The organism is Ensifer meliloti (genome assembly GCF_030064585.1).
In the GTDB taxonomy this organism is placed as follows: domain Bacteria; phylum Pseudomonadota; class Alphaproteobacteria; order Rhizobiales; family Rhizobiaceae; genus Sinorhizobium; species Sinorhizobium meliloti.
The window spans coordinates 3,424,679-3,443,431 of the sequence record NZ_CP120365.1 but is presented as its reverse complement, the minus strand read 5'-3'; the positions used below and the strand labels follow the sequence as shown (position 1 = coordinate 3,443,431).

Genomic DNA, 18,753 nt, shown 5'->3' with positions numbered 1-18,753 from the left:
TTCGTCAGGCCAGCCCATCGGGCTCCTATCCATCAGAACTTCCATTAACTTAGCTGTGTTCGGCGGTTATTCAATGGGGCTTTTTTGTGGCCCCTCAAAGATTTGTTTGCTTAGCAAATTCGAAAGCACCGAGGCAAGACCGTGCGCGTGGGGCCGGCCGGTGCATCGAGGCTATCTTTTCTCCCCCCTTTCGAGACGGGTGTTGCAGGACCGCTTCCGAGCGCCTACCTGCGATTCGTGGTGGCCGGCCGATCATGCGCCGGGTGACAGAGCGGTGCCGATCCCTTGTAACACTCGTATACCTACCGGTAACATCGTCACGCCACATTGTCGCGGCAAGCCCGTCGCGAGAGGAGGATACACGATGAAGAAGATCGCAGCGGTTGCGCTCGTCGTCGTCGTCGCCATCGTCTGGCTTCTCAATACGTCGCTTCTGGCGCCGCCCCCCTCCGGCAATGCAAAGATCCTCGCCCATCGCGGCATCCACCAGGTTTTTCACTCGGAAGGTCTCGACAACGACACCTGCACCGCCGAGCGCATCGAAACGCCGCGCCACAGCTATCTCGAAAATACGATTGCCTCGATGCGCGCGGCGATGGAGAGCGGCGCGGACGTCGTCGAGCTCGACGTCCACCTGACACCGGATCGCCAGTTTGCCGTGTTTCACGACTGGACGCTCGACTGCCGGACGGATGGGAGCGGCGTCACCCAGGAAACCCCGATGTCCGAGCTGAAGACACTGGACATCGGCTACGGCTATACGGCCGACGGCGGCAAGTCCTTCCCCTTCCGCGGCCAGGGGGCCGGCCAGATGCCGACGCTGACGGAAGTTTTCAAGGCCCTGCCCGAGGGCCGCTTCCTGATCAATTTCAAGAGCGAGCGGCGGGAGGAAGGAGCGACCCTCGCCGTCCTGCTCCGGTTCCACCCGGAGTGGCGCAAACAGGTGTTCGGCGTGTATGGCGGCACTGCTCCGACGCAGGAAACGCTCCGGCTGGTTCCGGGGCTCAGAGGCTATGATCGACAATCCACGATCGCCTGCCTTGGCCGCTACGCCGCCTATGGCTGGACCGGCATCGTACCGGACGCCTGTCGCGATACGCTGATCATCGTGCCCGGTAATTATGCAAGGTTTCTGTGGGGCTGGCCCGACCGGTTCGCGGCCCGCATGCAGGCCGCCGGCAGCGAAATCATCCTGCTTGGCCCTTACAGCGGCGGCGATTTCACCTCCGGCATCGACAGCACCGATGATCTCGCTTTCGTTCCCGAGGGCTTCTCCGGCTACGTATGGACCAACAAGGCGGAAACAATCGCTCCCCTTCTCGGCAAGCGCCCCGGCGCCGCGACCGATCAGGCCAATCGGCAGTAGCAGAAGAGCGCAACCTTTCTCTTGCGTGGCTCACCACATGTCGATATATCGCGACAAATGGACACAGTTGACACTATCGCCGCCTTTGCCGCCCTCGCTCAGCCGACGCGGCTCGACGCTTTCCGGTTCCTGGTCAAGCATGAACCGGACGGACTGCCGGCAGGGGAGATCGCGCGGCTTCTGAACGTTCCGCACAACACCATGTCCACCCACCTCGCGCAGTTGCAGCGCGCAGGGCTGGTGACAACGCGCCGGCAGAGCCGGTCGATCATCTACCGCGCCGACCTCAACGGATTGCGCCACGTCGTAAGCTTTCTGCTCAAGGACTGCTGCGCCGGCCATCCGGACGTTTGCGCGCCGCTCGTTGCAGATCTCACGCCATGCTGTTCGCCAATGGATAGACCGGCATCCCGCAGCCATCGCTCCGAAGGCGGCGGAATGGACGGCGAAGCCGCGGATCGGAAGAATTGATGCAGGAGTTCGACCTGACACGGCGCTGTGTTGCAGAGGCGCTCGGCACCGGTCTTCTCGTCGCGGCGGTCGTCGGGTCGGGGATCATGGCCGATGCGCTTACCGCCGACGACGCCCTGGCGCTCGTTGCCAACACGATCGCCACCGGCGCAATCCTCGTCGTCCTGGTCACCATTCTCGGCCCGCTGTCAGGAGCGCATTTCAATCCGGCGGTGTCGCTTGTCTTCGCGCTTTCCGGCAGACTTACGCGACGGGACTGCGCCGCCTATGTCATCGCGCAAGTGGCCGGCGCGATTGCCGGGACTGCCCTCGCCCACCTGATGTTCGATCTTCCGCCGCTCGACGTGTCCATGAAGGTGCGCACCGGTCCGGCGCAGTGGCTCTCCGAGGGAGTCGCGGCCTTTGGACTCGTCGCCACCATACTTGCCGGCATCCGTTTCCACCGCGAGGCCGTGCCCTGGCTCGTGGGTCTCTACATCACTGCCGCCTACTGGTTCACCGCATCCACGTCCTTCGCCAATCCCGCCGTGGCACTGGCGCGGTCGTTCACAAACACCTTTTCCGGCATCCGCCCGGGCGACCTGCCGGGGTTCGTGATCGCCGAACTGCTCGGGGCCGTCTGCGCGCTCGCGCTGATGCGATGGCTCTTGCAGACCGCCCGACCCATCATTCGTCAAACCTCCCCGGAGACCGCTCCATGACCGTCACCATCTACCATAATCCGGCTTGCGGCACCTCGCGCAACACGCTGGCCATGATACGCAATGCCGGCATCGAGCCGACCGTCGTCGAGTATCTGAAGAACCCTCCTTCACGCGCCGAGCTTGAGGCGATGATAGCCGCCGCCGGGCTGACGGTGCGCCAGGCGATCCGCGAAAAAGGCACACCCTTCGCCGAACTCGGCCTCGGAGACCCGTCGCGGAGCGACGAGGAACTGCTCGATGCGATGCTCGAGCATCCGATTCTCATCAATCGTCCCTTCGTCGTGGCGCCGCTCGGCACACGACTTTGCCGGCCTTCCGAGGTTGTGCTCAACATTCTGCCCGACACCCACAAGGGTCCGTTTTCCAAGGAGGACGGCGAAGCCGTCCTCGACGCCGGAGGCAAGCGCATTGTCTGACGACGATTCGAGCCATGACCTGCCTGCCGCGAACCTGCAACAGCTGCGGCTGCCGGATAGCGCCAGGCTGCGCCCGGCCTTTTCAACCCACAGGCCACGCATCCTGATCCTCTACGGGTCGCTGCGGACCGTATCCTACAGCCGCCTTTTGGCCGAGGAGGCCCGGCGTCTGCTCGAATTTTTCGGCGCGGAAGTGAAGGTCTTCGATCCATCCGGTCTGCCGCTTCCCGACGCGGCGCCGGTGAGCCACCCCAAGGTGCAGGAACTGCGCGAATTGTCGATCTGGTCCGAAGGACAGGTATGGGTGAGCCCGGAGCGGCACGGCGCGATGACCGGGATCATGAAGGCTCAGATCGACTGGATCCCGCTTTCCACCGGCTCCATCCGGCCGACTCAAGGAAAGACGCTTGCCGTGATGCAGGTTTCGGGAGGCTCGCAGAGCTTCAATGCGGTGAACCAGATGCGCATTCTTGGCCGTTGGATGCGCATGATCACGATTCCGAACCAGTCATCCGTCGCCAAGGCGTTCCAGGAATTCGATGCGAACGGCCGCATGAAGCCGTCGAGCTATTACGATCGCGTCGTCGACGTCATGGAAGAGCTGGTGAAATTCACGCTTCTGACGCGTGACTGCTCCGCTTACCTGACCGATCGTTACAGCGAGCGCAAGGAATCGGCTGCGGAGCTCGAACACCGCGTGACGTTGAAGAGCGTCTGACGTTCCTTCCCGCTACTTCGGAAAGTCGAGCCCCATTTCGCGGAAGCGCTCCGGATCGTCGCCCCAGTTCTCACGCACCTTGACGAACAGGAAGAGGTGCACCGGCTGCTCGAGGATTTCGGAGATTTCCTTGCGCGCGGCGGTCGAGATCGCCTTGATCGCCTCGCCGCCCTTGCCGAGGGCGATCTTCTTCTGGCTGTCGCGTTCCACGTAGATCACCTGTTCGATGCGCACGGAACCGTCTTTGCGCTCCTCCCATTTCTCCGTTTCCACGTGAGATGCATAGGGAAGCTCCTGATGCAGCCGAAGGAAGAGCTTCTCGCGGGTGATCTCGGCGGCGAGCTGGCGCATCGGCAGATCGGAGATCTGATCCTCGGGATAGTACCATGGACCTTCCGGCAGCGTCTCGGCGAGATAATCCATCACGTCTTCGCAGCCGGAACCCGTCAGCGCCGAGATCATGAAGGTGCGCTCGAATGCGACCACGTCGTTCGCAGCCGCCGCAAGCTTCAGCAAATCCTCGCGGCGAACTTGATCGACCTTGTTGAGGACGAGGACCTTCGGCTGATGTACCTCCTTCAGGCCTTCAAGGATCGCCTCCGCGTCACCCTTGATCCCACGCTCGCTGTCGATCAGCAGCATGATCAGATCGGCGTCCTTGGCTCCGCCCCAGGCCGTGGTGACCATGGCGCGGTCGAGCCGGCGCCGCGGCTTAAAGATGCCGGGCGTGTCCATGAAGACGATCTGAGCGCTGCCGTGGATCGCAATGCCGCGGATGATCGCCCGCGTCGTCTGCACCTTGTGGCTGACGATCGACACTTTCGCCCCGACAAGGCGATTGACCAGTGTCGACTTGCCGGCATTCGTCGCCCCGATCAGCGCCACGAAGCCCGAGCGCGTCGGCACTGCGCCGCCGGCCGTATCCTTTTGAGTATCCGTCATGATATCCGTCAATTTCCGGCAGAGCGCTTCTGCCACACACCTTCGCGTTCCAGCAATTTCATGGCCGCGACCTGCTCGGCCCCACGCTTGGAACGATCGACCCCCGTCTCCGGCGCGATCCCGTCGACCTCCACCGTCACGGTGAAGCGCGGATCGTGATCGGGGCCGGAACGGTCATCCGTCCTGTATTTCGGCGCGACACCGAACTTGGCATGCGCCCATTCCTGCAGTTCCGTCTTGGCGTCCCGCCTGGCGCCGTCTGCGCTTGCAGCCCGATGCGTCCAATGCTCGAGCACGAAACGTCGCGCCGCATCCAGGCCGCCATCGAGATAGATCGCGGCGATCAGCGACTCTACCACATCGGCGCGCACATTCATCATGTGCTTGCCCGTGATCTTCTTCACATCCGAGCCGGTACGGATGAACTCATGCAGCGAGAGCTCATCCGCCACCTTGGCGCAGCTCTCCGCGCTGACGAGCTGGTTCAGGCGCACCGAGAGCTCGCCTTCATTGGCATCGGTGAAGGTCTGGAACAGGAGTTCCGCGACGCAGAGCCCAAGCACCCGGTCTCCCAGGAATTCGAGCCGCTGATAGTTGATCGCACGGCCGCTGCGAGCGCTCGAATGCGTCAGCGCCCGGTCGAGACGTTCCTTCTCGGCGAACCGGTAACCGATCGCGGCCTCGAGCCGCGCCCGGTCCTCCGCGTTCAACGAGCGGCCCTTCATCAGTGGACGACCTTGAACAAACGATCGTAACGCAGGTTCGCCGGCCATTTCCAGATCTGCCGGAACGAGGTGTCGTTGCCGAGCGAGAAGAAGATCAGGCTCGCCCGGCCGACAAGATTTTCAGCCGGCACGAAGCCGACGTCGAAACGGCTGTCGGCGGAGTTGTCCCGGTTGTCGCCCATCATGAAATAATGACCTTCCGGGACGATGAATTCGCGGGTGTTGTCGCCGCGCGAATCCGGGAACTGGTCGAGCGTGTCGTAGGTCATGCCATTGTCCATCGTCTCGCGATAGACCGGAACATCGCCGCCCGTGTCGTACTGGTCGTCCGCGCGGAACGTGCCGTCCGGCACCCGTTCGACCGGCTTGTCGTTGACGTAGAGAACGCTGTTCCTGACCTGGATGCGGTCGCCCGGCAGGCCGACGAGGCGCTTGATGTAGTCGATGTCGGGATTGGGCGGGAACCGGAAGACCACGATGTCGCCCCGATCCGGTTCGCTCGCAAAGATCCGGCCGCTGAAAAGATCCGGCGAAAAGGGCAGCGAGTATTTCGAATAGCCGTAGGCGAACTTGTTGACGAAGATGTAGTCGCCGACAAGAAGCGTCGGCATCATCGAGCCGGACGGGATCGTGAAGGGCTGAAAGAAGACGGTGCGGATGACCACGGCGAGGAGCAGCGCCTGGATAATGACCTTGACGTTCTCCCAGAGACCGCTCTGCTTCGCTTCTGTCTTTTCTGCCACGCTCAGTCTTCCTTGTCATCCTGCCCGGGGCACCCGGGCCTAACGCTTCAACGTTCGTCTGCGCCCGAACTCATGCGCACGCCGCCCCGCAACTCGATGCTATATGTCGCGGGAATACCGTGCTTCAAGCGACCGCGGGCCGGGCTTTCGGCAAGTGCTCTAAACCGTTCCCTCGGCGGGGGCAACTGGGAGCGCTTCGATAATCACGAAAGCTTGAGCAAGCGGGAAGTCGTCGGTGATGGTCAGATGGATTGAAGCGCGGTGGCCGACCGGCAGCATTTCCTGAAGGCGCGCGGCTGCGCCGCCGGTCAGTTGCATCGTCGGCTTCCCGCCGGGCAGGTTCACGACGCCCATATCTTTCCAGAACACGCCTTGAGCCAGGCCTGTGCCCAGTGCCTTGGAACAGGCCTCCTTTGCGGCGAAACGCTTGGCATAGGAGGCCGCACGGTTTTTGCGGCCTTCGGATTTGGCGATCTCGATATCGGTGAAGCACCGGTTGACGAAACGCTCGCCGAAGCGCTGGAGCGAGTTTTCGATGCGCCTGATATCGATGAGATCGCTGCCGATACCGATGATCATGTCGGATGTCCGAATTTGTGCGAGCGGGCCTGCCGGCGCCGCTCCTGAAAGAGGCGGGCCGTCTGGAAGGCAAGCGGGTAGAATATCAAGGCACCCGCCGCTGAAAGAGGAAGCGAGCCTATGAGCATCGGCTTGAAGACCGGACCCCACAGGCTTGCAAGATCGAGATGTTCGACCATCCGCATGATCTCTTGACCGCCGATCACCTGAGCGGCTTGCGGCTGCGTAATCATCGTGCCGACCTCATAGGAAGCCGTCAGGATGACCGGTATCGTAATGGGATTGGCGAGCAGCGTCGTAATCGCGGCCGCGATCAGATTTCCGGAAAACGCCGACGCGAGAAGGACGGCGAGAACGATGTGCAGGCCGAAGAACGGCGTCAATGACGACGCAGCACCCGCCGCCACCCCGACGGCGATCGAGTGCGGAGACGAGTTCAGGCGGAGAATTCGAAGGGCAATGTAGCGAGGAGCGCGCGTCAGCCCCTTGCGCGGCCAGAAGAAGGCGCGAAGCCTCTCGGAGAGTGTGACCGGTTTTCTGCGCCTGAATAACATTATGCCGTCATGTTCGCATTCAAAGCCGCCCGCCGGCGCAAGACGGACCGTCCGCCTTTCGATGGGCGCAAGATAGGCGCCACGCACGCCATGTGCAAGCTGCTGCGTGGTTCCTTCAATCCTTGACGGACTGAGTCATGCGGCAGATCAAAACGTCACGGCGACCTTTGCGCATCTGACAAGAGGCGCGGCGCCGTAAGGCGCCAGACCGACAGATAAGGCAAGAGAGCTATTCGTAGAACGCATAGCTCAGGCTACCGCTGGGCGCGGCAGCCGTGGCGCGCCTCTCCGGCGCGCCGCATTCGCGATCAGAAGCCCTTCCGGAAAAGGCCGCGGTCGATCTGACGCTGACGGTATTCCAGGTCGATCCGGTCCACGGAGCCGTTCAGATAGGCGGTCTCGCGCTCTTCAACGCTCGGAATGTGCAGGGCACGGGTGATTTTCTTCAACTGCTTGAACATGGCAAACCCCTTTCGTTCACCTCCCGATGCGAAAGATAGTTCACCAGCCGAACCGCCACCAGTCCCGCGAAGCGGCGGCAGCCATGCGAAAGACGCATGACTGTCGAGCTCGATGCGACGATCTGCTTATTTCAAAGGCAATGTGCCTGAATTCGCGCCCGGAATGGACGGATCGAAAAGTCAGGTGAACGGGATCGATTTCACGCGGTCGGAGTGATGAGCCCGACAGTGGGAAAGGAAGTGCGGTAGCGGGAGGCATCACGTGTCAGCAGCGGAATTCCGACGATCGCTGCGTGGGCACCGATGAAGAAGTCCGGCAGCACGCCGGACCGCGCGCCCCCTGCCCTGCGATACTTCGCAAAGACCTTGCCGGCCAGGAACAGTGCGGCACGGGGCAGGGCCACCCGCTCCAGGCCGGCTTCGGCTATGAACGAATCGAGCGTTTCAATGCGTTCGTATCGCACGCCGAGCTCCGCATAGATCATGTCATTGATCAGAAGCGGGGGGCCCTGCAGGCTTGCCGCTTCCAACTGGTCTATCGACCAACCCGCCCAGTTTGCGTCATCGGTAACGAGATCAAGCAGAACGCTTGTGTCGACCAGCGTCACGCATCACCACGCGTCAGCGCCATAATGTCATCCGTGCTGAGGCCCTCGCCGGCATGGCCGCGCAGATTCTGGAAACGGCTGCGGACAGGTTTGCTGTCGGCCCGCCTGATTTCGACGATGCCGTTGCCGGTGCGGCGGAAGTCAACCTTGCTGCCCGGCTTGATACCAAGCAGTTCGCGCACCGCTTTCGGTATCGCGACCTGCCCCTTGATCGTAACGGTGGTTGCCATTCCGGCCTCCTGTATTCTGCGGGAGTGTCCCCCCTGTTCGAACAGGCGCCCTATTCGAACAAACGCTTGACCATGGATATGCTCGGCAATTCCTTGAGCTGCGCCATCAGATGGTTGAGCTGGCGCAGGTCCCAGACCTCGAGATCGAACTGCAATTCGCTGAAGTCCGCGGCGACGCGCCCCATGGAAAGCGAGCGGATATTGACGTCGGTGGTCGCGATGGCCTGCGCGACCTCCGCCAGCGTGCCGGGCTCGTTCAAGGCGCTGACCGCGATCCTCGCCATGAAACGGCTGTTGTTCGCCTCGTCGAGATCCCAACGAACGTCGATCCAGCGCTCGGGCTCTTCGTCGAACTTCTGCAGGATCGGCGACTGGATCGGATAGATGGTGATGCCTTTGTCCTTGTCCATGATGCCGACGATGCGATCGCCGGGAACGGCGCCGGCAGGACTGAAATGGACCTCGGCGTTGCCGGAGAGGCCGCGGATCGGCAGGGCTTCCGGCCCCTCCGCCTGCTCCGCTGCGGCCATTTCCTTCGACCGCTCCGGCAGCTTGAAGATCATGCCCGCGGCGCTGCGCATGTTGAACCAGCCGTCGTCGGCGCTGGGCTTCACGGTTACGCGCTCGTCCTGATGATCGGGAAACACGGCGCGCAGAACGTCGAGTGAGGAGAGTTCGCCGCGCCCGACCGCGGCAATGGCGTCCTCCACGTCCTTCTGCCCGAGCCGATGCAGCACCGGCTTCAAGGCCTCGCGCGAGAAGGTCTTGCCCGCCCGTTCGAAGGTGCGCTCGAGGATGCGATAGCCGAGGCCGGCATATTGCTTGCGGATTGCGGCGCGGGTCGCGCGGCGGATGGCCGCCCGCGCCTTGCCCGTGACGACGATCTCTTCCCAGGCCGGCGGCGGCACCTGAATGCCCGAGCGGATGATCTCGACCTCGTCGCCGTTGTTGAGCCGCGTCACCAGCGGCATGATGCGACCATTGATCTTGGCCCCGACGCAGGTGTCGCCGATATTCGTATGCACGGCATAGGCAAAGTCGATCGGGGTGGCGCCGCGCGGCAGCGCTATCAGCTGCCCCTTCGGTGTGAAGCAGAAGACCTGATCCTGGAAGAGTTCGAGTTTGGTGTGCTCGAGAAACTCCTCCGGATTGTCGCCCTCGGCAAGCGATTCGATCGTGCGGCGCAGCCAGGAGTAGGCATTCGATGTCGGAGTGCGCGTCAGGTCGCCCGAAACGGTGTCTCGATCCTTGTAGAGTGCGTGGGCCGCGATACCGTATTCGGCGATCTCATGCATGCGCTTCGTGCGGATCTGCAGTTCGATGCGCTGGCGCGACGGGCCGATGATCGTCGTGTGAATCGATTGATAGTCGTTCTGTTTCGGGGTCGAGACGTAGTCCTTGAAGCGTCCCGGCACGACACGCCAGCGGGTGTGCACGATACCCAGCGCGCGATAGCAGGACGGGATGTCGTTGACGATGATGCGGAAGCCCCAGACATCCGAGAGCTGCTCGAAGGAGAGCGATTTCGACTGCATCTTGCGGAAAACCGAATAGGGCTTCTTCTGGCGCCCTCTGACCTGTGCGTCCGTAAGCCCCTCGGCCTGAAGCAGTTCGCTCAGTTCCTCCTCGATCTTCTTGATCAGCCCCTCATTGCGCTCGGAGAGCTCCTGGAGGCGTCTGGTAACGGTCTCGTAAGCCTCCGGGTTGATGTGGCGGAAGGACAGGTTCTCGAGCTCCTCGCGCATGTCCTGCATGCCCATGCGCCCTGCCAGAGGCGCATAGATGTCCATCGTCTCCTCGGAGATGCGCGCGCGCTTTTCGGCCGACATGTGGTCGAGGGTGCGCATATTGTGGAGGCGATCGGCAAGTTTGACCAGGAGCACGCGGACGTCGTCCGAAATGGCGAGCAGCAGCTTGCGAAGATTTTCCGCCTGCTTGGCCTTCTTGGTGACAAGGTCGAGCTTCTTGATCTTGGTGAGGCCTTCGACCAAGGCGCCGATATCCTCGCCGAAGAGGTCGTCTATCTCCTGCCGCGTCGCGGTCGTATCCTCGATCGTGTCGTGCAGCAGCGCGACGGCGATCGTGGATTCGTCCAGATGCATTTCGGTCAGGATCGCCGCCACTTCCAGGGGATGGGAGATGTAAGGATCGCCGCTTGCCCGCTTCTGCTGCCCGTGCTTCTGCATGGCGTAGACATAGGCCTTGTTCAGCAGCGCCTCGTTGACGTCGGGCTTGTATTTCTGCACGCGCTCAACGAGCTCGTATTGGCGCATCATCCGCTAGCGGCTCCGTGAAATCAGGCAAATAAAAAAGTGCGCCAATCATATGAGTGGCGCACTGCTTCGATAACACGTCGGAACGTTGTTCCGGAACGAATCTCAGTAGTCGTCGCTCTTTTCCGGAGGAACGAGGCCTTCGATGCCGGCCAGCAGTTCTTCTTCGGACATGCGGTCGAAGGTCAACGCTTCCGGCTGGTCTTCCTCTTCGGCGGCCTCAGCGAAGGCAGGGGCTGCTTCGGTCTGGACGAGCGACGCCGGATCGGGTTCCGGCTCGTCCACTTCCACATGTTTCTGCAGCGAGTGGATCAGATCTTCCTTCAGGTCGCCTGGCGACAGGGTTTCATCGGCGATCTCGCGCAGTGCAACGACCGGGTTCTTGTCGTTGTCGCGGTCGACCGTAATCGGGGCACCCTGGGAAACCAGGCGTGCGCGGTGGCTGGCAAGAAGGACGAGTTCGAAACGGTTTTCGACCTTGTCGATGCAGTCTTCGACGGTGACGCGGGCCATGGCCTGTCCTTTACGAGTCAAGAGATGCGGCGGCATCGCCGCGGCAGGTTTAACAACGCGAAACCGGAACGTCCGCTGACATGCGGCTCCATCAGCTCCGATTTCTGGAATTAGGCGTCCGATACAATCAAAACAGCATAAGTTCAAGTTTTTCCTGCATCCGGCTCACGTCATCGCGCGGAGCATGATAAAATGCCACGTCTGTGGAACGCTGCCATCGGGTCACAGACACTGCCTGTATTTCGTGATAATTTCGAACACGTATCCAGCAACAATTATAGATTGAAAATGTGGACGAACTGCAGCAACTGCTAAAACTAGCTATAGGCGCCGCGCCCTGGTTGGAATAATGCGTTGGCATGACCACATTATTTGCAGATAAGTGAGCTTTAATTTAATCCGCCAATTTTAAGCGTGACGCTCCGCGGGGTTGGTCCGGTCACTGTGCAGGGTACGGAAAAAGGAAGTAACGATGTTCGATCCTCGCGAGAAAATCGCTCTTTTTATCGATGGCGCCAACCTCTACGCCGCGTCGAAGAGCCTCGGCTTCGACATCGATTACCGCAAGCTGCTCAAGGCCTTCCAGAAGCGCGGCTACCTGCTCAGGGCCTACTACTACACCGCACTCATCGAGGACCAGGAATATTCGTCGATCCGCCCGCTGATCGACTGGCTGGACTATAATGGCTATAAGGTCGTGACCAAGCCTGCCAAGGAATTCACCGATTCCCTCGGACGCCGCAAGATCAAGGGGAACATGGACATCGAGCTGGCGATCGACGCCATGGAGCAGTCCGAATCGGTCGACCACCTGGTGATTTTCTCCGGCGACGGCGATTTCACCACACTCGTCGAAGCGCTGCAGCGCAAGGGGCGAAAGGTTTCCGTGGTCTCGACCATGTCGACGCAGCCGCCGATGATTGCCGACGACCTGCGCCGCCAGGCCGACCACTTCATCGATCTCGCGACCCTTAGGGGAGAGATCGGCCGCGAACCATCTGAACGCGTTCAGCGCCCTGTCGAGCCGGTCGCCGACGACGTCGAGCTTTAAGGCCTGCTGGGATTTTTCCTGATCCCTGTGCTCGTCACAGGGATCCAGCCAGACCAAGTCCTTGGTCACTCTTCCCGCGCCGCAGACGCGGCGCTGCTGGATCTCTGTGACAAGCACAGAGATGAGGAAGGGAGAGATGCAGGTCCTCCGATACTGGCGCGGTTTTCCGCCCGCATCCCCTCTAATCCTTTGGAATCGATCGCGTTCGTGATGTTAGGCCGACCCGACCTAAAACCATCGTGAACCAAGGCCTGTTGAATTCGGGCTACCCGCCGCGGTTTGTTTGATTTCCTCATCCCTGTGCTCGTCACAGGGATCCAGCCAGACCAAGTCCTTGGGCTGAAAGAACGCTTCCCGCGCCGCAGACGCGGCGCTGCTCTCATCTCTGTGACAAGCACAGAGACAAGAGGAGAGATTGCGGTCCTCCGAAACGGGCGCGGTTTTCCGCCCGCATCCCGCCCCAACCTTTTGGAATCGATCACCTTCATGGTTTAGGTCGACCGACCTAATCCATCGTGATCTCGTCTGCCGGATGAAGAGCAATATACCCCAACGATCGACGAGGACTCAGCCGCGCTCCTTGAGGAGCCTGTTCTTTTGCCGGTTCCAATCGCGTTCCTTGGAGGTCTCTCGCTTGTCGTGCAGCTTCTTGCCCTTGCCGAGCGCCAGTTCCAGCTTCGCCCTGCCTCGCTCATTGAAGTATATCCGGAGCGGTATCAGCGACATCCCCTCGCGGTTGACCGCACCCTGCAGACGGTTCACTTCCCTTTTCGACAGGAGCAATTTGCGGCGGCGACGCGTCTCGTGATTGAAGCGGTTGGCCTGCAGATATTCGGGCAGGTAGGAATTGATGAGCCAGATCTCGCCGCCTTCGTCGGTCGCGTATGATTCCGCGATATTGGCCTTCCCCTCGCGCAACGACTTGACCTCCGTGCCGGTCAGGACCAGACCGGCCTCGTAGGTGTCGACGATCTCGTAGTTGAAGCGGGCCTTGCGATTTTCCGCGACAACCTTCTTGACCGTGCGTTCGCTGCCTTTCGGTGCCATCAGTTCATCAGCCCTGCATGCCTGAGCGCCGCGTCGATAGCCGACGCCGTGGCCGGCTCGAGCGCCGACAACAACGGCGAACGAACGGTAAAGCTCATTCGCCCGAGGCGGTTCAACGCATATTTGGCGCCGCAGACGCCCGGCTCAAGGAAGATGGCCTTGTGAAGCGGCATCAATTTGTCCTGAAGCTCCAAGGCCTTGGCATAGTTGCCGGCAAGGGTGGCCTCCTGGAACTCGGCGCACAGGCGCGGCGCGACATTGGCGGTGACGGAAATGCAGCCGACGCCGCCATGGGCATTGAAGCCGAGCGCGGTCGCATCCTCACCCGAAAGCTGCACGAAGGCCTTGCCGCAGGCCATGCGCTGCTCGGAAACCCTCTCGATCCTGCCGGTCGCATCCTTCACGCCGACGATCGTCGGATGGGCCTTCGCCAGCGCCGCCATGGTCTCGACGCTCATGTCGACGACGGAACGGCCGGGAATGTTATAGATCACGATCGGCAGCTTCACGCTTTCGGCGATCGCCGCGAAGTGGGCGAAAAGACCCTTCTGCGTCGGTTTGTTGTAATAGGGCGTGACGACGAGGATCGCGTCCGCACCGGCCTTTTCCGCATGCTGCGCAAGCTCGATCGCTTCGATCGTATTATTGGACCCGGCACCGGCGATGACCGGTACGCGCCGCGCCGACGCCTCGACGCACAGTTCCACGACCTTCTTATGCTCGTCGTGGGAAAGCGTCGGAGATTCACCCGTGGTGCCCACCGGCACAAGGCCGTGGCTGCCCTCTTTTATCTGCCACTCCACATGCGCGACGAAACTATCCGCATCAACCGAGCCGGCGGCGGTGAACGGCGTTACGAGTGCGGGAATGGAACCCTTGAACATGCACAACTCCTGACGACCGAGGGCGCAGAATACGCTCACGCTTTGGCCGCAATCGACGGTTAAAAAACTGCCGCACCATAATCATGTGACGTGTCTGCGGCAAGCGCTGAGAGGATGCATTTCGCTTTCGTTTCCGCGCAATCGACGCCGTCGAGCGAGACCGCAATGGGCGCCGGGTTTCGGGGAACGCGCACGCGCCGGCCGGCAAGCAAGCTGACAAATGTGGCTAGGTTTTCGCCGGCCGATCGGCTGTAATGGAGCGGCAATGAAGTCGAAGGATGGGGGACCACGGGGCTCTTGATGCGGGGAACAGTCTTTCTGCCGGTCGCCGCCATGATCGGTGCGGGGATGCTGGCTTTTTCGGCCGACGCAGCCGAGGGTCGGATTCCTGTACCGACGAGCAAGCCGGACGCCCGCAAGATCGGCAGCCTCGAAACCGGCGAACTCTCAACTATCCTCGGCGCCGATCTGAAAAGCGGTCTCGATGCCCTCTCCGATCGGCAACCGGACAAGGCGATCGCCGTTCGCGAGCGCATGCCGGCAGGAACGCTCGACCGCCATATCCTAGCCTGGGCGATCGCGGTGTCCGGACAGAAGGGCATTCCCTCCTTTGACATTGCCGAGGCGCAGCGGGAACTCCAGGGCTGGCCCGGTCTGAAATCACTGCGCTCCCATTCGGAACGGGCGCTTTATCGCGAGAACGCCCCGGCCGCCGATGTGATCGCCGCCTTCGGCACCACCCGCCCGGAGACGGCTGAAGGGGCGATCATCCTCGCACGCGCACTTGCAGCGCAGGGGCAGAGCTCGGCGGCCGCCACGCACGTGCGCGCATTCTGGCTGAGCGAAGCCCTGGACAAGGACACGGAAACGAAGATCCTTTCCGAGTTTTCCGATCTGTTGACGAGGGAAGACCACCGGCAGCGGATGGAAATGCTTCTCTACCGCGCCCGCATAGATCAGGCCGAGCGGTTCAGCGATCTCGGCAAGGCGCAATCGCTGTTCCGCGCCTGGGCCGCAGTGACCCGCGGCAGCAGCAACGCGGCCTCGCTCATCGAAGCGGTCGATGCTTCATGGCGCAGCAAGCCTTCCTACCTCTTCATTCGCATCGAGCATTTACGCAAGCAGCAGAATTACGCCGAGGCGGCCCGGCTTCTCGACCAGATGCCGAAGGACGACAGCGCCCTCGTCAATCCCGGAGAATGGTGGGTCGAGCAACGTATCGTCAGCCGCGGTCTGCTCGACGCCGGCGACTTCCGCGGCGCCTACCGCATCGCCGCCAACCATGCGGCAAAGCGCGCTACGGACCTCGTGGATGCGGAATTCCACGCGGGCTGGTATGCGCTTCGCGGCCTCGAGGAACCCGAGACGGCGGCGCTTCACTTTCGCAGGATTCTCGAGGCATCGAGCCGGCCGATCTCCGCCTCGCGCGCCTGGTACTGGCTGGGCCGCGCGGCCGAAGCGGGCGGCCCAGGCGACGCGCGCGAATATTTCACCAACGCGGCGCGCTATCCGGCGACCTTCTATGGACAACTCGCCGCCGCACGCCTCGGCCAGGCGAAGCTCGACATGAGCTACCCCTCACCCACCCAGGAAGACCGCATCCGGCTGGAAGGTCGCGAAGCCGTCAAGGCGATCGGCCGGCTCGAAGCCGCCGGCCATGGCTGGCGCGCCGAAAGTCTTTATCGTGCGCTTGCCGAGGAACTGACCAGCCCTGGGGAGCTTGCGATCCTGGCGGAGCGGGCCGAGAAGTCGGGCAATCACCAACTCTCGCTGCAGATCGGCAAGATCGCCTTCGGCCGCGGCATCGAGGTGGCTGCCCTCGCCTTTCCGATCGGAGTCATTCCGCCGAGCGCGGATATCGAGGGCGCCGGCAAGGCGCTCGCCTATGCCATCGCCCGCCAGGAAAGTGCTTTCAATCCGGCCGCCATTTCGGTGGCGAATGCCCGGGGGCTCCTGCAACTCCTTCCCGGCACAGCCAAGGGCGTCGCCAGCCGCTATGGCCTCGCCTATTCGAAGGACCGTCTGACGAGCGACGCCGGCTATAATGCGACGCTTGGAGCCCATTACCTCGGCGAGCAGATCGACAGCTTCGGCGGTTCCTACATTCTCACCTTCATCGCCTATAATGCCGGCCCACGTCGCGTTCCTGACTGGCTCGCCCGCTATGGCGATCCACGCGGAAAGCCCATCGACGAGGTCGTGGACTGGATCGAGCGCATCCCCTTCGAGGAGACGCGCAACTATGTCCAGCGGGTGATGGAGAACTATCAGGTTTATAAGTCGCGGCTGGGACAAGATGCGGATATCGTTGCGGATTTGAGGTTGGGACGCGCTTTGCCTTGAGCCCGGGCTGCGGGTGCGAACCGAACGGTCGCGCCTGACTGCAACGTTCCCCCGCGGCAACTCTGCCGAGAGAGGATCACATCATCGTGATCGTTTGGCCGCGTCCGGCACAAAATACGATTTCGGCCATTTTCCCCTGGAAGGGATTTACTTTCTCCTGAGAGGAAATGGTGAGGCCAATGAAGACCTTAGCAATTGTTGCCCTGTCGCTGGCCACGGTCATCAGCAGCGTTCCGCCCGCAGAGGCATTTCCGATCGTTCCGGCTCCGAAGCCGCAGGCCGCCGACGTGCAGTTGGCGCAGTTTCCCGACAGGGCGCGTTGCCCGGGTGTTGGTTGCCCGCGTATGGGGCGGGAACGCTGGCGTGGCAATAGGCATAACTATCGTGGAAATCGCTATTACGGGAACCGTTACCACCACCGCCGCTATTATCGCGATGACGACGACGATCTCGGCGCATTCTTTGGCGGCCTGGCAGCCGGCGCGATCGTCGGCGGCGTGCTGAGCCAGCCGAGATATGCGGCTCCGCGGTATTCCGGCGGCGGCAACGCACATGTCGAATGGTGCTACTCGCGCTATCGCTCGTACCGGGCCTGGGACAATACGTTCCAGCCCTATAACGGCCCGAGGCGCCAGTGCTATTCGCCCTATAGCTGATGAGTTTCGCACCTAAGACGTGAGTCTGAAGGGAGGAGCCGGCGCGCCTCCCTCGCCCGCATGCTCGGGCCGTCATTCTTGCGCGGCACCGACAGTTCATCACCGAATCCCCTGCCATTTACCGCCTGATTCATCCGCGGCATGTAAGCCCGCGGCCTTGTATCTCCTGTCCAGTCATAGGAATTATTTCTCACGTCTGACTGGAGGTCAGAAATGAATATCAAGAGCCTTCTTCTTGGCTCGGCTGCTGCTATGGCGGCAGTCTCCGGCGCGCATGCTGCCGACGCTATCGTCGCTGCAGAGCCGGAGCCTATGGAATACGTCCGCGTTTGCGATGCTTTCGGCACGGGCTACTTCTACATCCCGGGCACGGAAACCTGCCTCAAGATCGGCGGCTATATCCGCGTTCAGGGCGACTTCGGCCGTGACAATGTCAATCATCTGACCAGCTTCGATGATGACGGCACTTCCGATTGGGACATGTTCTCCCGCGCTTACATCTCGTTCGACGCGAAGAGCGATACCGAGTACGGCACGCTCACCGGCTTCTTCGCTTCCGAGTTCAATTCCGATACGGATTCGGCCTCGGACGGCGGCGGCGACAGCCACATCGACGTCGACGAAGCCTACATCGAGCTCGGCGGCTTCCGGGCCGGCTTCTTCTACAGCTGGTGGGACAAGGGCCTGAACGGCGAAACCGACTCGAGCGGCGAGAACACCGAGTTCAACTCGGTCCGCTATACCTATGACGGCGGCACTTTCCAGGCCGGCGTTGCTGTCGACGAACTCGAGGGTACTTCGACCAAGCCGAATGGCGTCGGGGTCGAAGGCATCGTATCGGCTTCGCTCGGCGGCGTGACTTTCGACCTGCTCGGCAGCTACGATACGGAATGGGAAGAAGGCGCGATCCGTGCCCTGCTCTCCGCGGATGCCGGTCCGGGCACCTTCCAGGTCGCCGGTATCTGGGCATCCGGCTCGAACGCATACTGGCATGACTCGGAGTGGGCCGTTGCTGCCTCCTACCGCTTCAATGTGAGCGACAAGCTTGCGATCACGCCCGGCGCTCAATACTGGGGCGGCCTGAACGAAAGCGACAAGCTCGGCGGCCGCTTCGACAACGATGCGGACCAGTGGCGTGTCGGCCTTACCGCCGACTACGACATCACCGAAGGTCTCGCGACCCGCTTCGCGATCAACTACACAGACCCGAGCAATGCTCCGGATTCCGTCAGCGGTTTCCTTCGCCTGCAGCGGGACTTCTAATCTGACCTAGTCAGGTAAAAGAAAGCCCGCAGCTCACAAGTTGGGTTGCGGGCTGTTGCTGTACTGCAACGCAAAGTGCGCCGCCAAGCGTTGAGATTGTTTGACTATAAGCACTGGTTTCATTGCCAGTGGTTTTTTGGCTCGTTCACGGAGAATGGGAAGGAAACGGCAAACGTGACGTCGGACGCTGAAAAACAGGTAGGTGA

The 18,753-nt window shown here is 61.7% G+C and carries 21 protein-coding genes; 9 read left to right on the top strand and 12 right to left on the bottom strand.

Annotated features, from left to right (window positions below):
* Positions 1–364: 364 nt before the first annotated feature.
* Genes PZL22_RS23460 through arsH form a run of 5 tightly spaced genes read left to right on the top strand, consistent with a single transcriptional unit; the run spans position 365 to position 3,675 of the window.
* Positions 365–1,366, top strand: coding sequence for a glycerophosphodiester phosphodiesterase family protein (locus PZL22_RS23460; RefSeq protein ID WP_003527280.1), 1,002 nt, complete (start codon positions 365–367; stop codon positions 1,364–1,366).
* Positions 1,367–1,423: 57 nt separating this feature from the next.
* Positions 1,424–1,837 (top strand): ArsR/SmtB family transcription factor, encoded by a 414-nt coding sequence (locus PZL22_RS23455; RefSeq protein ID WP_003527281.1) that lies wholly within the window; start codon positions 1,424–1,426, stop codon positions 1,835–1,837.
* Entirely contained in the window at positions 1,837–2,538 is a 702-nt protein-coding gene (aqpS, locus tag PZL22_RS23450) for an aquaglyceroporin AqpS (RefSeq protein WP_003527282.1), read from the top strand. The genes PZL22_RS23455 and aqpS overlap by 1 nt, the downstream gene beginning before the upstream one ends.
* Entirely contained in the window at positions 2,535–2,957 is a 423-nt protein-coding gene (gene arsC, locus PZL22_RS23445) for an arsenate reductase (glutaredoxin) (RefSeq protein ID WP_127517051.1), read from the top strand. The genes aqpS and arsC overlap by 4 nt, the downstream gene beginning before the upstream one ends.
* Complete coding sequence (arsH, locus tag PZL22_RS23440) at positions 2,950–3,675, top strand: arsenical resistance protein ArsH (RefSeq protein WP_003527284.1); 726 nt, start codon at positions 2,950–2,952, stop codon at positions 3,673–3,675. The genes arsC and arsH overlap by 8 nt, the downstream gene beginning before the upstream one ends.
* Positions 3,676–3,687: 12 nt before the next feature.
* Here arsH and era read toward each other — a convergent pair whose 3' ends face one another.
* The 10 genes from era to rpoZ all read right to left on the bottom strand — a co-directional run bounded on the left by era (position 3,688) and on the right by rpoZ (position 11,303).
* Complete coding sequence (era, locus tag PZL22_RS23435; RefSeq protein ID WP_003527285.1) at positions 3,688–4,617, bottom strand: GTPase Era; 930 nt, start codon at positions 4,615–4,617, stop codon at positions 3,688–3,690.
* Between the two features lie 8 nt (positions 4,618–4,625).
* Positions 4,626–5,342: a ribonuclease III gene (rnc, locus tag PZL22_RS23430; protein ID WP_003527286.1), complete on the bottom strand. Its 717-nt coding sequence runs from the start codon at positions 5,340–5,342 to the stop codon at positions 4,626–4,628.
* Entirely contained in the window at positions 5,342–6,085 is a 744-nt protein-coding gene (gene lepB, locus PZL22_RS23425; protein ID WP_003527287.1) for a signal peptidase I, read from the bottom strand. Before lepB ends, rnc begins: the two co-directional genes overlap by 1 nt.
* Before the next feature lie 159 nt (positions 6,086–6,244).
* Complete coding sequence (acpS, locus tag PZL22_RS23420; protein WP_003527288.1) at positions 6,245–6,664, bottom strand: holo-ACP synthase; 420 nt, start codon at positions 6,662–6,664, stop codon at positions 6,245–6,247.
* Positions 6,661–7,218, bottom strand: coding sequence for a DUF2062 domain-containing protein (locus PZL22_RS23415; RefSeq protein ID WP_014529131.1), 558 nt, complete (start codon positions 7,216–7,218; stop codon positions 6,661–6,663). Before PZL22_RS23415 ends, acpS begins: the two co-directional genes overlap by 4 nt.
* A 308-nt stretch (positions 7,219–7,526) precedes the next feature.
* Positions 7,527–7,679, bottom strand: a complete 153-nt coding sequence (locus PZL22_RS23410; RefSeq protein WP_003527290.1) for a DUF3563 family protein — start codon at positions 7,677–7,679, stop codon at positions 7,527–7,529.
* Between the two features lie 200 nt (positions 7,680–7,879).
* Complete coding sequence (locus PZL22_RS23405) at positions 7,880–8,287, bottom strand: type II toxin-antitoxin system VapC family toxin (protein WP_003527291.1); 408 nt, start codon at positions 8,285–8,287, stop codon at positions 7,880–7,882.
* Positions 8,284–8,517, bottom strand: coding sequence for an AbrB/MazE/SpoVT family DNA-binding domain-containing protein (locus tag PZL22_RS23400; RefSeq protein WP_003527293.1), 234 nt, complete (start codon positions 8,515–8,517; stop codon positions 8,284–8,286). The genes PZL22_RS23405 and PZL22_RS23400 overlap by 4 nt, the downstream gene beginning before the upstream one ends.
* Before the next feature lie 50 nt (positions 8,518–8,567).
* On the bottom strand, positions 8,568–10,793 hold the full coding sequence (locus tag PZL22_RS23395) for a RelA/SpoT family protein (RefSeq protein WP_003527294.1): 2,226 nt from the start codon (positions 10,791–10,793) through the stop codon (positions 8,568–8,570).
* Positions 10,794–10,895: 102 nt separating this feature from the next.
* Entirely contained in the window at positions 10,896–11,303 is a 408-nt protein-coding gene (gene rpoZ / locus PZL22_RS23390) for a DNA-directed RNA polymerase subunit omega (RefSeq protein WP_003527295.1), read from the bottom strand.
* A 472-nt stretch (positions 11,304–11,775) separates the two neighbouring features.
* On the opposite strand from rpoZ, the gene PZL22_RS23385 reads away from it, so the two are divergent.
* The gene (locus PZL22_RS23385; RefSeq protein WP_003527296.1) at positions 11,776–12,354 is read left to right on the top strand and encodes a LabA-like NYN domain-containing protein; all 579 of its coding nucleotides are present in this window, start codon (positions 11,776–11,778) and stop codon (positions 12,352–12,354) included.
* A 567-nt stretch (positions 12,355–12,921) separates the two neighbouring features.
* Here PZL22_RS23385 and smpB read toward each other — a convergent pair.
* Positions 12,922–13,401 (bottom strand): SsrA-binding protein SmpB, encoded by a 480-nt coding sequence (smpB, locus tag PZL22_RS23380; protein ID WP_003527297.1) that lies wholly within the window; start codon positions 13,399–13,401, stop codon positions 12,922–12,924.
* Entirely contained in the window at positions 13,401–14,285 is an 885-nt protein-coding gene (gene dapA / locus PZL22_RS23375; RefSeq protein WP_003527298.1) for a 4-hydroxy-tetrahydrodipicolinate synthase, read from the bottom strand. The genes smpB and dapA overlap by 1 nt, the downstream gene beginning before the upstream one ends.
* Before the next feature lie 300 nt (positions 14,286–14,585).
* Between dapA and PZL22_RS23370 the strand changes: the two genes are divergently transcribed.
* The 3 genes from PZL22_RS23370 (at position 14,586) to PZL22_RS23360 (ending at position 18,547) form a co-directional block, all read left to right on the top strand.
* Complete coding sequence (locus tag PZL22_RS23370) at positions 14,586–16,628, top strand: lytic transglycosylase domain-containing protein (protein ID WP_284718573.1); 2,043 nt, start codon at positions 14,586–14,588, stop codon at positions 16,626–16,628.
* A 167-nt stretch (positions 16,629–16,795) separates the two neighbouring features.
* Entirely contained in the window at positions 16,796–17,284 is a 489-nt protein-coding gene (locus PZL22_RS23365) for a BA14K family protein (protein ID WP_013844230.1), read from the top strand.
* 213 nt (positions 17,285–17,497) lie between these two features.
* The gene (locus tag PZL22_RS23360) at positions 17,498–18,547 is read left to right on the top strand and encodes a porin (RefSeq protein ID WP_003527302.1); all 1,050 of its coding nucleotides are present in this window, start codon (positions 17,498–17,500) and stop codon (positions 18,545–18,547) included.
* Positions 18,548–18,753 lie beyond the last annotated feature (206 nt).